Origin of the sequence: Fervidobacterium nodosum Rt17-B1 (assembly GCF_000017545.1) — a bacterium.
In the GTDB taxonomy this organism is placed as follows: domain Bacteria; phylum Thermotogota; class Thermotogae; order Thermotogales; family Fervidobacteriaceae; genus Fervidobacterium; species Fervidobacterium nodosum.
The window spans coordinates 799,936-812,625 of the sequence record NC_009718.1 but is presented as its reverse complement, the minus strand read 5'-3'; the positions used below and the strand labels follow the sequence as shown (position 1 = coordinate 812,625).

Below are 12,690 nucleotides of genomic sequence, written 5' to 3'. Positions count from 1 at the left end.
AAGGTGAAGGTAGTAAGGGCATGCAGTGGATGCCTAGGCGGCGAGAGGCGAAGAAGGGCGTGGCAAGCTGCGAAAAGCCCGGGGGAGCTGCAAGCGAGCGTTGATCCCGGGATACCCGAATGGGGCAACCTGTGCACGTGAAAGCGTGCACGCCGAGAGGCGCGAGACCCGGGGAAGTGAAACATCTCAGTACCCGGAGGAAAAGAAATCAAACGAGATTCCCTGAGTAGAGGCGATCGAAAGGGGAGGAGCCTAAACCAGCCGAAAGGCTGGGGTTGTGGGACACAGTTAGGCTGAGTCCGCTCCGTAATCACTCATAGCTGAACAGTCTGGGAAGGCTGACCGAAGAGGGTGACAGTCCCGTAGGCGAAATGAGTGATGAAGGAGTGACTGTGATCCCGAGTAGCGCGGGACTCGAGGAATCCCGCGTGAATCAGGGGGGACCACCCTCCAAGGCTAAATACTCCTCGCCGACCGATAGCGCAACCAGTACCGTGAGGGAAAGGTGAAAAGCCCCCCGGAAGGGGAGTGAAAGAGACCTGAAACTGCATGCCTACAAGAAGTCGGAGCCCGCGAGGGTGACGATGTGCCTTTTGATTAATGAGCCTGGGAGTTATCGCTGCTGGCGAGGTTAAGCCGATAAAGGCGGAGCCGGAGCGAAAGCGAGTCCGAATAGGGCGCGAGTCAGTAGCGATAGACCCGAAGCCGGGTGAGCTACCCATGGGCAGGATGAAGGTGGGGTAAAACCCACTGGAGGTCCGAACCGGTGGATCGTGAAAAATCCTCGGATGACCTGTGGGTAGGAGTGAAAAGCTAACCGAACTCGGTGATAGCTGGTTCTCCCCGAAATGCATTGAGGTGCAGCCTCAGGAGTTCTGTGGTGGAGGTAGAGCGCTGGTAGGGCTAGTGGGGTAACCTGCGAACCCTGTCAAACTCCGAATGCCGCCACACGAGATCCTGGGAGTGAGCCCGTGAGGGATAAGCTTCACGGACGAGAGGGGAACAACCCAGACCGTCGGCTAAGGGCCCGATAGTGTTAACTTGTAGTGATGAAAGAGTGTAATTGTGAAAGAATGCGATTGATATTGCCATTGTGCGTTTTCCAAAGATTCTTCACTACACAAAATCCTTGAATATATTTCGCTAAGTTCTTCGTATTCTTCAGCCCTCGCTTGAGTCGGAAAAAGTCTTTCAACAATGAAAACTTAGATTCACATTGATTGTTTTTACCGAGCGGTACCACTACGTGATTGATATTTCTGAACAACAGCTTTACTGCACTTTCATATGCACCAAGTCCATCAGTAATAAGTTCAATGTTTCTAGGTTTTGAATTACCAAAGAACTTCTCGAGCAATACTTTGACTTGTCCCATATCACGATACTTTGAGACATGCCAACAAAGAATTAAGTTAGTTTCGTGATCAACTAATAGCCAAACATAGTACTTTTGTTCTTTGAACACAAGAACAGTTTCATCAGCATGAACTGAGAAAACATTTTCGATGGTAAATGTTGGAAAAAGTACAGAGAATAAAGTACACAATTTAATAACCCATTTGTATATGGTGACATGAGATACTTTGATATTAAGAGAATGAGCAAGAGAGCGATAAGACATATTGTGTTTCATATACAAAACAAAAGCCTTTAAGACGAAAAAGATAGGGAAGCGGAAATATTTAAATTTCTCAGGAATAAGGGTGACTGGTTCGGGGAGGTTAAAAGGTACTCTATCTTTGGTACGACAAGCTCTACAACGGAAGACAACGAAAGAGCGACGGACTTTGTAAATTTGCATAGATTTACCACAAGAAGTGCATTTGGGATAAGGGAAAGGGAAGTTTTTGCGTTTTTGAGAATGGGAGAGTTTGAAAGAATGATGGCAGAGTTTGCAAAGGAATTGTTGGTTACCGTATTTGTCATGACCGTTTTTGTATAAGCTGGTGGAACCGCATTTTGGACAAGAGAGCGTTGAGTTGTTCATATCGGGATACCTCCTTTGTCGAGAGTTGGTTGGGGGGTGTCCCCTCTTTATAAGGATAATGCGGTTTTTGGAAAGTTTCAATACTTTTAGTTAACATTATCAAGGGCCCGGAGAGGTGGCTAAGTGTGAAGAGGAAGGATGTGGTGTGGCCCAGACAACCGGGATGTTGGCTTAGAAGCAGCCATCATTTAAAGAGTGCGTAACAGCTCACCGGTCGAGCCGCACTGCGCCGAAAATGTGCGGGGCTGAAGCCACCCCCCGAAGCCACGGAATCTACCGTTAGGTAGATTGGTAGGGGAGCGTTCCGCGGTAGGGAGAAGGTAGACTCGAGAGAGCTACTGGACGAAGCGGAAGTGAGAATCCAGGCATGAGTATACGAGAGGATGGTGAGAATCCATCCCCCCGAAAGCCTAAGGGTACCTGGGGAAGGGTCGTCCGCCCAGGGTAAGTCGGGACCTAAGGAAAACCCGAAAGGGGTATCCGATGGGAAACCGGTTAATATTCCGGTACCACCGGCTAACCGATACTGCAAGCGGGGACGCAGGAGGCTAAGCTCCGGGGATAAGTGGCAAATCCCTCCAAGCGGTTAGGCGAAGAGGGCTGTAGGTAAGTCCGCAGCCTGAGCTGAGCCGTGAAGGGGAGACTCCGAAAGGGGTCAACGGAGCTGACGCCACACTGCCAAGAAAAGCCGCGTGTAGTGGTTAGCAGGTGCCCGTTCCGCAAACCGACACAGGTAGGCGGGCTGAAAAAGCTAAGGGGAGCGGGATAACCCTTGCCAAGGAACTCGGCAAATTGACCCCGTAACTTCGGGAGAAGGGGTGCCACGGTAGGTTGAAGTCAGGGGAAGCCGCGAGGTGGAAACTGACGGAGGCCGAGGTGGTCGCAGAGAAATGGCCCTGGCGACTGTTTACCAAAAACACAGGTCTCTGCCAACTCGATGAGAGGAAGTATAGGGACTGACGCCTGCCCGGTGCCGGAAGGTTAAGGGGAGGGGTGCAAGCTCCGAACCGAAGCCCCGGTAAACGGCGGCCGTAACTATAACGGTCCTAAGGTAGCGAAATTCCTTGTCGGGTAAGTTCCGACCTGCATGAATGGCGTAACGACTGGGGCACTGTCTCGGCAGGGGACCCGGTGAAATTTCAGTCTGGGTGAAGATGCCCAGTACCCGCAGCTAGACGGAAAGACCCCGTGGAGCTTTACTGTAACCTGGTATTGTGCTCTGTTGCGGCGTGTACAGGATAGGTGGGAGGCGAAGAAGCGTGCTCGCCAGGGCACGTGGAGCCGGCGGTGGGATACCACCCTCGTTGCAGCGGAGTTCTAACCTACGCATGTGGAGAGCATGCGAGGGACAGTGCCAGGTGGGCAGTTTGACTGGGGCGGTCGCCTCCTAAAGAGTAACGGAGGCGCGCAAAGCTCGGCTCAGGTGGGTTGGAAATCCACCGTTGAGTGCAAGGGCAAAAGCCGGGCTGACTGCGAGACCGACGGGTCGAGCAGAGGGGAAACCCGGTCCTAGTGACCCGGCGACTCCGAGTGGAAGGGTCGTCGATCAACGGACAAAAGTTACCCCGGGGATAACAGGCTAGTCTAGCCCGAGAGTTCACATCGACGGCTAGGCTCGGCACCTCGATGTCGGCTCATCCCATCCTGGGGCTGAAGCAGGTCCCAAGGGTTAGGCTGTTCGCCTATTAAAGGGGTACGTGAGCTGGGTTCAGACCGTCGTGAGACAGGTCGGTCCCTATCTGCTGCGGGCGTAGGAGGCTTGAGGAGGGTCGCCCTTTGTACGAGAGGACCAGGGTGAGGGAGCCACTGGTGTACCAGCTGTACTGCCAAGTGCATACGCTGGGTAGCTACGCTCCTGAGCGATAACCGCTGAAAGCATCTAAGCGGGAAGCGCGCTCCGAGATGAGGCCTCCATAAGGCCGGTCCGAGAAGAGGACCTAGATAGGCTGGTGGTGGAAGCGCCGAGAGGCGTGGAGCCAACCGGTACTAATAGGCCGAAACCTTCACCTTTAAGCCCTATGCACTTTTGAATGACCTGGGTGCCGATACTACGGTGGGAAACGCCCAGAACCATTCCGAACCTGGCCGCTAAGCCACCGTGGGCCGATGGTAGTAAGCGGGCGACCGCTTGCGAGAGTAGGTAGTGCCCAGGATTTCTTAAATCCTCACCCCCTGAATCATTTCGATTCAGGGGGTTTTTGTTTATACTATTACCATTGTGGATGTTGTGGTATAATCTTTTTGCTGTTGAAAATTATTTAATGAAAGAAAGGAGTTATTTTTTTCTATGAATAAATTAGTTCACATCATTGGAGCAGGGCTTGCAGGTTCTGAAGCTGCTTGGCAACTTGTAAAAAATGGTTTTAATGTAGTTATACATGAAATGAAAAGAGTAAAGAAATCACCAGTGCATGTAAGTGAAAATTTTGCAGAGCTTGTTTGTAGTAACTCGTTAAAATCTACTGACTTGAAGAATGCCGAAGGTTTACTAAAAGCGGAAATGGAAATATGGGGAAGTTTAATTTTAGAATGTGCTTACAATAATAGCGTGCCTGCTGGTAAGGCTTTAGCTGTTGATAGAGAAAAATTTTCTCAGTGTGTTACTGAAAAACTTCTTCAAACTGGACTTGTTAAAGTAGTGTGGGAAGAGGTGGAAAAACCTTATACCGATGATATATGGATAATCGCTACAGGTCCAACTACAGATGGAAAGCTTGCTGAATGGATAAGGGAACAAACTGGTGGATTTTTTAATTTCTTTGATGCTGTTGCACCAATTGTTAGTGCAGAAAGTATTAATATGGACGTTTGTTTTGTTGCTGATAGATACGGTGTAGGCACAGGTGACTATATTAACTGCCCTATGACAAAAGAAGAATATGAAAGGTTTTGGAATGAACTTGTAAACGCTCAAGTTATAGAGATAGAAGATTTTGACAGAAAACTTTTATTTGAGAGGTGCCAACCGATTGAAGAAATAGCTCGAAGTGGTAAGGATGCCATGCGTTACGGTCCTCTGAGACCTGTTGGTATTGTAGATCCAAAAACGGGGAAAGAACCATATGCTGTCATTCAATTGAGAAAAGAAAACGTTGAAGGGACTATGTACAATATCGTTGGGTTCCAGACAAGATTAAAGTGGGGAGAGCAAAGAAGAATAATTCAATTAATTCCTGGGTTAGAAAACGCGGAAATTCTAAGATATGGTGTGATGCATAGAAATAGTTATATAGACTCCCCAAAGGTTTTGGATGAGTATTTGAGATTAAAGAAAATGCCAAATGTATTCTTTGCTGGACAGATTACAGGTGTTGAAGGTTATGTTGAATCTGCTATGACTGGATTATACGTCGGCTTAAATATTTCAAGATTAATTTTGGGTAAGGATATGATAAAATTTCCAGAAAAGACTATGTGTGGCGCATTAGTAAGATACATAACAACCGCTCCAGAGCTTAAACCAATGTACGCAAATTTTGGATTACTCGGCGGGGGAAAAGACAGGGAAAAAATAGCTTTGAAAGCGCTTGATGAGATGAAAAAATTCTATCAAATTACTAGTTTGACGATTGGAGGATAAGCGATGAACAATCGAAATATAGAATTGCTGCTCGGAGATTACAGGAAAGCCATTGTAAAGTTATCTATTCCAAATATGATTTCCATGTTTGTCCAGACAATATATAACCTTGTTGACGCTATATGGGTTGCCGGACTTGGAGCTGTTACACTTGCAGCTATGGGATTTTTCTTCCCAATCTTTATGATTGTTGTTTCGATCGCGACGGGAATAACTGTTGGAACAAGTTCGGCTATTTCCAGAAAGATAGGTGAGAAGGATTACGAAGGTGCAAATTCCGTAGCGGAACATTCGATCTTACTTTCGCTGATTGTTTCACTTTTTACAGTTTTAATAGGTATCACAACGTTGATACCTGTTCTTAAAGGTATTGGCGCGAGTGGTGAAGCGCTTCAGAAAGCATATGATTATGGGTTTATAATTTTTTTGTTTACACCATTTCTAATGTTTAACAACACCGCTGTAGGAATATTACGTGGTGAAGGTGATTCTAAAAGACCTATGTATGCTGTAACCTTTAGTTCTATATTGAACATCTTTTTGGATCCTATTTTTATATACACATTTAAATTGGGAATTAAAGGTGCTGCATGGGCAACTGGAATATCTATTATATCAGCAACGGTTATATTTATCTATTATTTATTCTTTTCTGATAAAACTTTTTTAAAGGTCTCTTTGAAGAAGTTTAGATACAATGGTAAATATCTGCGAGATATTTCCATAGTTGGTTTTCCAACGGCGTTGGCTCAAATAGCGATGTCAATTGCAATTTACGTTTTGAATAGATTTGCTGTGAAGGCTGGAGGGGATGTTGGAGTTGCGACTTTTACAGGGGCATGGAGGATAATAAACCTTGGTACGTTGACTATTATAGGTATTTCTTCTGCTGTAACACCCGTTACAGGTGCTGCTTATGGTGCTAGAAATGTAAAAAGGATAGAAGACGCGCTAAATTATGCTATAAAATTTGCGGAGATTTTTAGTTTAACCATAATGTTAGGAATATTCATCTTCTCAAAGCAGTTAGCATTTCTTTTTGCGTACTCAAAAGCCTCTAGTGAGTTACTTGAAAATATTTCTCAAGCATTAAAAATTTTGTGTTTATTCTTGCCCGGTACTCCTCTTGGAATGCTCACATCTGGAATGTTCCAGGGAATTGGTCAAGGTTTTAAAAGTCTTGTGGCGACTATTCTTAGAACTATCATATTCCAATTATTTTGGACATGGCTATTTGTCGATGTTATAAAAATAGGTTTGGTTGGGGTTTGGTGGGGAATAGTTATCGGAAATGCAAGTGCGTCGTTGGTTACATATACATGGGGCAAGTTGTCGATCCAGAAATTGTACGAGGAGTTTCAAGAATAAGTTTAATTAGTAAACTACTGCATTGGTACAAATCGCACGTGAGTTAGATCTTCTTCAATAATTTTTTCTCCTGATTTTCTAATTAGTTTTAGTATCTGGACATACTCATTACCAACTGGAATAACCATTATCCCATTGTCTTTCAATTGCTCAATTAATTTTTTCGGAATGTGCTTAGCATAACAAGTTACTGTGATTTTGTCAAAAGGGGCATATTCTTCAAGACCTTCCTTACCATCACCAACGATGATGGTTATGTTATTTATCCCGAGTAAATTAATTCTTTTTTGAGCTTCTTGCACAAGTTCTGGTATTCGTTCGATAGTGTATATCCAACCACTTTCACCAACGAGTAAACTCATAACCGCTGCGTTGTAACCACTTCCTGTACCTATTTCGAGAACTCTGTCCCCATCTTTTAGTTCAAGATACTCACACATCATTCCAACCATATGTGGAGCTGAGATTGTTTGACCATATCCTATAGGGAGTGGAATATCAAGATAAGCACTTTCTTGGAGTTCGCTTGGAACAAATAATTTCCTGTCAACTTTATTCATCGCTTCGATAATTTTTCTTGAAACACCGTAATATTGAAGGTGTTCGAATAACAAATAAGTTTCACCTCGATGGATATTTATCCACGATAGATTAAGTAAATTGTGTAGCCAACGTAAGTTGATACCATAAGCAACCCTTCGAATTTCTCTATTTTCAAATTTTTTGAAAATAGTAACAATATTACAGTAATTATGACAAGCAAAGTTACGTCAAAGTTCAAAACAGTTGTGTAAACTATGGGTTTTATAACAGCTGATATACCCAGTATGAAGAATACATTGAATATATTAGAACCTACTGCATTACCAAGTGCTATTTCGTTATTGCCTTTTATTATTGCAGCTAAAGATGTTGCAAGTTCAGGAATGGAAGTTCCCGCAGCTACTATGGTTAATCCTATGAGTTTATCTGAGACACCAAAAGCTTTTGCTATGTCAACTGCGCCGTTTACTATCCATCTACCGCCAAAAACCAAACCTGCAAGCCCACCAATTATGTATAGAATAGAGATAATTGTACCTAATTGTTTTTCTTTGGTCTTCTCAAGTTCCTCAAACATTTCACGGTCTTTTTGTGCCATTTCCAAGATATAAGACATGAATATCGCAAAGAATAGTAACAAAACTATTCCATCTCCTCTTGTTATAACAGATGGTGTTTTGTTTCCAAGTGCAAGAATGGAAAGTGCTGCTATTAAACTTAATGGAATTTCTTTTCTCAATGTAGAATGTTGGACTATTACAGGTCTTATCACAGCTGATAATCCAACGACAACAAGTATGTTAAAAATATTACTTCCAATAACATTTCCTAAGCTTATATTTGATGTTCCTTTAATGGACGAAACGATATTAACAGCAAGTTCTGGTGCAGAAGTACCAAATGCTACAATTGTAAGACCTATTAATAAATCAGAAACCTTTAGTTTTTTCGCTAAAGTTGACGCACCTTCAACCAATTTGTCTGAGCCAATAGAGACAAAGACAAAACCGATTATGAGAAGTAAGATGCTCAGTATCATATGTAATACCACCTCTTCAAAGAAATATTTTTTATCTTTTTTGCTTATTGGTTTGTTGTAAAATATATTATACAATCAAATAAATTTACTTGCAAGTATTGCTTGTTAATCTTCTTTGTGGTAAAATATAATTAGTTATGACTAAATAAACCATAAAAATTCTTTCTATCTGTTATATGCTTGAGTATGCAAAAAATATTTCAAAATCTTAACCTGATTTTTGTAGCAAATGTAATAATTGTATTGTACAATTTTTCACGAGTAGGAAAGAAAAACAAATTTGAAAGTCTCTACAATACTTGATTTAAGGAGGGAGTAAGATGAAGATAGCTATTAACGGTTTTGGAAGGATAGGAAGACTTGTTTTGAGGGAACTCATTCGCCGCGGTAGTAACGTTGAGGTTGTTGCCATTAACGATTTGGACAAACCAGAGACATTAGCTCATCTCTTCAAATATGACTCAGTTCATAGAATTTTCCCGGGAGAAGTAAAGGCAACAGAAAATTCCATTATCATTGATGGAAAGGAAATCAAAGTATTTGCAGAAAAGGACCCAGTAAATCTACCATGGAAAGACCTTGGTGTTGATGTTGTTGTCGAATCAACAGGTAAGTTTACAGAAAGAGATGGCGCAATGAAACACATCCAAGCCGGTGCGAAAAAGGTTATAATAACAGCTCCAGCAAAAGGTGAAGATATAACGGTAGTTCTTGGTTGTAACGAAGACCAATTGAAACCAGAGCACCAAATAATTTCTTGTGCATCTTGTACAACTAACTCTATAGCATCTATAGTTAAAGTTATAAATGATAACTTCAAGATTGTAACAGGTCACCTTGTAACAGTTCACAGCTACACAAATGATCAGAGAGTTCTTGATCTTCCACACAAAGACCTTAGAAGGGCAAGAGCAGCTGCTATGAACATTATTCCAACAACAACAGGAGCAGCGAAAGCAGTAGCGCTTGTAGTTCCTGAAGTAAAAGGAAAACTCGATGGTATGGCATTGAGAGTGCCAACTCCAGATGGTTCAATCTCTGTACTTAGTGTTTTAGTTGAAAAAGCAACAACAACAGAGGAAGTCAACGCAAAGGTTAAAGAGGCGACAGAAGGAAGACTTAAGGGAATTATTAAGTACAATGAAGATCAAATAGTAAGTATGGATATTGTTGGAACAACATACGCGGGAGTATTTGATGCAACATTGACAAAGGTAATGAATGGAAATCTCGTGAATGTTTACAGCTGGTACGATAACGAATACGGATACACATGCAGAGTTGTCGATACAATTGAATTAGTTGGTAAGATGCTTTAATTAATATAATTGAAGCAGGGGGAGTTTATCCCCCTGTTTTTAGATTAAGTAGTTTCGGATTGATTTGGAGTGAACACGGGAGGTGAAAATTATGGAAAAGCTTACAATAAGAGACGTCGATCTTAAAGGTAAAAGGGTCATTATGAGGGTAGATTTTAACGTTCCTATCAAAGATGGTGTAGTTACTGATGATACAAGAATTGTTGAGGCTCTTCCAACAATTAAGTATGTTCTTGAACAAGGTGCAAAGGTCATACTCCTCACCCATCTTGGTAGACCAAAGGGCGGTCCAGATCCAAAGTATACAGTTAAACCTGCAGCTGAAAGATTGGCTCAATTACTCGGTAAAGAAGTAAAATTCGTTCCTGCACTTTACGGCGAAGAAGTAGAAAAGGCTGTTGCTGAACTTAAGGAAGGCGAAGTTTTAATGCTTGAAAATACAAGATTTGATCCTGGCGAAGAAAAGAACGACCTCGAGCTTGCAAAGAAATGGGCATCACTTGCCGATATTCATGTAAATGACGCGTTTGGTACAGCTCACAGGGCACATTCAAGTAACGTTGGAATTGCACAATACATTCCAAGCGTTGCAGGATTCTTAATGGAAAAGGAAATTAAATTCCTTTCAAAAGCAACACACAACCCCGATAAACCATACGTTGTTGTTTTAGGTGGAGCAAAGGTTTCAGATAAGATAGGAGTTATTACAAACCTTCTCAATAAGGCCGATAAGATAATAATCGGTGGCGCTATGATGTTTACATTCTGGAGAGCTCTTGGAAAGCAGACAGGTAACTCATTGGTAGAAGAAGACAAAATCGACCTTGCAAAGCAACTCCTTGAACAAGCAAAAGAAAAGGGCGTAGAACTTGTTATACCAACCGATGCCGTTTGTGCTCAAAAGATGGAAGCTGGAGTTGAGAAGAAAGTATTTACATGCGAGGAAGGTATACCAGAAGGCTGGGCTGGATACGATATCGGACCTGCAAGTATAGAGCTTATTAAATCAAAACTTGCTGACGCGAAAACAATTGTTTGGAATGGACCACTTGGCGTATTCGAAATTGAAGATTTCGCAAATGGTACAAAAGCTGTTGCAGAATTCATCGCTTCACTCACAGATAAGGGTGTAACAACAGTTGTTGGCGGTGGAGATAGCGCAGCAGCAGTTAGTCAATTCGGACTTGAGAAGAAATTTAGCCACGTTTCCACAGGTGGTGGTGCGTCACTTGAATTTTTAGAAGGTAAAGAATTACCAGGAATTGCTTCTATCGCAGATAAAAAAAAACAGTAATTAGAAAGTTTATTTTAGCTGGAAATTGGAAGATGAATAAAACGCCCTACGAGGCACAACAATTTGCTAATGTACTTGTTAGTGCACTCGTAGGGTTTAATTCATTTGATATTTACATAGCTCCAACGTTTACCGCTCTTGATAGAGTAAGGGAAATTATTTCTTCAAGCAATATTAAACTTGCTGCGCAAAATATGTACTACGAAGATAGTGGAGCATTTACAGGGGAGATTTCTCCAAAGATGTTAAAAGAATTGAATGTTTCGGCAGTTATAATTGGACATAGTGAAAGAAGAAAGATATTTGGCGAAAGTGACGAATTGATTAATAAGAAGATAAAGAAAGCGATTTCAGAAGGGTTAACACCGATATTCTGTATAGGCGAGACTCTTGAGGAGAGACAGAAAGGTCTTACATTCTGTGTTCTTGAAAAGCAAGTTAGAGAAGGTTTATATGGAATAAGCAAGGAAGATGTTTCGAAAGTAATTATAGCTTACGAACCAGTATGGGCAATTGGAACAGGTGTTGTGGCAACTCCACAGCAAGCGCAGGAAGCTCACGAGTTTGTTAGAAAACTTCTCGCTCAGATGTACGATGAACAAACAGCACAACAAATTACAATACTCTACGGTGGAAGCGTAACGCCAGAAAATTGGTTTGGCTTGTTTGTGAAAAAAGATATAGACGGTGCATTGGTTGGAGGCGCAAGTTTAAAAGAAAGCTTTATAGAGCTTGCAAAGATTATGTCAAGAGTAATTATCTAATTTTAGATTTGAGTGCGGGGCAGATTAGAAAACTTCTGCCCCACTTTGTTTGATAAATATTTATTAAATATTTATTGATTTTGACAACTTGAAGAGGAGGGAAAAACTATGATGAGAAAATTTTTAACTGTTATGCTTATTATGGTTTTTGCTTTATCGATGTCTTCTCTTGTCTTTGGCGCAAAGAAGAAATCAGTTGTAAGTTTAAAGGAAATATACGACCTAGATTCTCTTACTGGGATGTATTTTGAATTATTTTTAAAAGAGTACAACTTGAAAATGCCAAAGAAGATCGATTTAAACTTTGCACAATCGAGATCAGAATTCCAAGTTCTTGTGAACCTTACGAATATTAATACAAATCTTGGAGCAGTAACAGTTAATGGAGTGATAGTCATTTCAGATGATAAAATCACTGATAAAAATAGGAAAGATATCTTGAAGGAACTTATGAGAATAACATTGATGGAGAACAAAAAGAAAGAAAAAGACATTGAGAGGATAATTGATGAATTTTTCAAAAAAAAAGGTATTAAATAACCACAAAGAATCTTGAATTTTTTAAAGGTTATGATATAATTGATCTCGGCTCCTCAGCGTTGTGTGCTCAAGGGCCGTCTGAATTTGGTAAAATTTATTCAGAAGATTAATTGGAGAGGTGGCCGAGGGGTCTAAGGCACACGCCTGGAGAGCGTGCGGTGGCCACAAACCACCCGTGGGTTCAAATCCCACCCTCTCCGCCAGATGAAAAAATTATTCACAACCGGGACATTTAGTCCCGGTTTTTCGATTAATT

General features: G+C 41.9%; 8 protein-coding genes, 1 tRNA gene and 2 rRNA genes. 9 read left to right on the top strand and 2 right to left on the bottom strand.

Annotated features, from left to right (window positions below; all coding sequences use genetic code 11):
- The first annotated feature begins 2 nt into the window (after window positions 1–2).
- The 4 genes from FNOD_RS03855 (at window position 3) to FNOD_RS03840 (ending at window position 6,935) form a co-directional block, all read left to right on the top strand.
- A 23S ribosomal RNA gene (locus FNOD_RS03855) occupies window positions 3–3,997 on the top strand.
- Between the two features lie 25 nt (window positions 3,998–4,022).
- Window positions 4,023–4,139: ribosomal RNA gene (rrf, locus tag FNOD_RS03850) — 5S ribosomal RNA — on the top strand.
- A 135-nt stretch (window positions 4,140–4,274) separates the two neighbouring features.
- A complete protein-coding gene (gene trmFO / locus FNOD_RS03845) occupies window positions 4,275–5,567 on the top strand; it encodes a methylenetetrahydrofolate--tRNA-(uracil(54)-C(5))-methyltransferase (FADH(2)-oxidizing) TrmFO (protein ID WP_011993917.1) in 1,293 nt (430 codons plus the stop codon).
- Between the two features lie 3 nt (window positions 5,568–5,570).
- On the top strand, window positions 5,571–6,935 hold the full coding sequence (locus FNOD_RS03840) for an MATE family efflux transporter (protein WP_011993916.1): 1,365 nt from the start codon (window positions 5,571–5,573) through the stop codon (window positions 6,933–6,935).
- A gap of 14 nt (window positions 6,936–6,949) precedes the next feature.
- Here the strand turns inward: FNOD_RS03840 and pcm are convergent, their stop codons facing one another.
- Window positions 6,950–7,549 (bottom strand): protein-L-isoaspartate O-methyltransferase, encoded by a 600-nt coding sequence (gene pcm, locus FNOD_RS03835; protein WP_011993915.1) that lies wholly within the window; start codon window positions 7,547–7,549, stop codon window positions 6,950–6,952.
- 23 nt (window positions 7,550–7,572) lie between these two features.
- Entirely contained in the window at window positions 7,573–8,517 is a 945-nt protein-coding gene (locus FNOD_RS03830) for a calcium/sodium antiporter (RefSeq protein WP_011993914.1), read from the bottom strand.
- Window positions 8,518–8,837: 320 nt separating this feature from the next.
- Here FNOD_RS03830 and gap point away from each other — a divergent pair, with 320 nt between their 5' ends.
- The 5 genes from gap (at window position 8,838) to FNOD_RS03805 (ending at window position 12,637) form a co-directional block, all read left to right on the top strand.
- On the top strand, window positions 8,838–9,836 hold the full coding sequence (gap, locus tag FNOD_RS03825) for a type I glyceraldehyde-3-phosphate dehydrogenase (protein WP_011993913.1): 999 nt from the start codon (window positions 8,838–8,840) through the stop codon (window positions 9,834–9,836).
- A gap of 91 nt (window positions 9,837–9,927) precedes the next feature.
- Window positions 9,928–11,130: a phosphoglycerate kinase gene (locus FNOD_RS03820; RefSeq protein ID WP_011993912.1), complete on the top strand. Its 1,203-nt coding sequence runs from the start codon at window positions 9,928–9,930 to the stop codon at window positions 11,128–11,130.
- Window positions 11,131–11,141: 11 nt separating this feature from the next.
- Window positions 11,142–11,894, top strand: coding sequence for a triose-phosphate isomerase (tpiA, locus tag FNOD_RS03815; protein ID WP_274376825.1), 753 nt, complete (start codon window positions 11,142–11,144; stop codon window positions 11,892–11,894).
- 108 nt (window positions 11,895–12,002) lie between these two features.
- The gene (locus FNOD_RS03810; protein WP_011993910.1) at window positions 12,003–12,434 is read left to right on the top strand and encodes a hypothetical protein; all 432 of its coding nucleotides are present in this window, start codon (window positions 12,003–12,005) and stop codon (window positions 12,432–12,434) included.
- A 112-nt stretch (window positions 12,435–12,546) separates the two neighbouring features.
- Window positions 12,547–12,637: transfer RNA gene (locus FNOD_RS03805), tRNA-Ser, on the top strand.
- The last annotated feature ends 53 nt before the right edge of the window (window positions 12,638–12,690 follow it).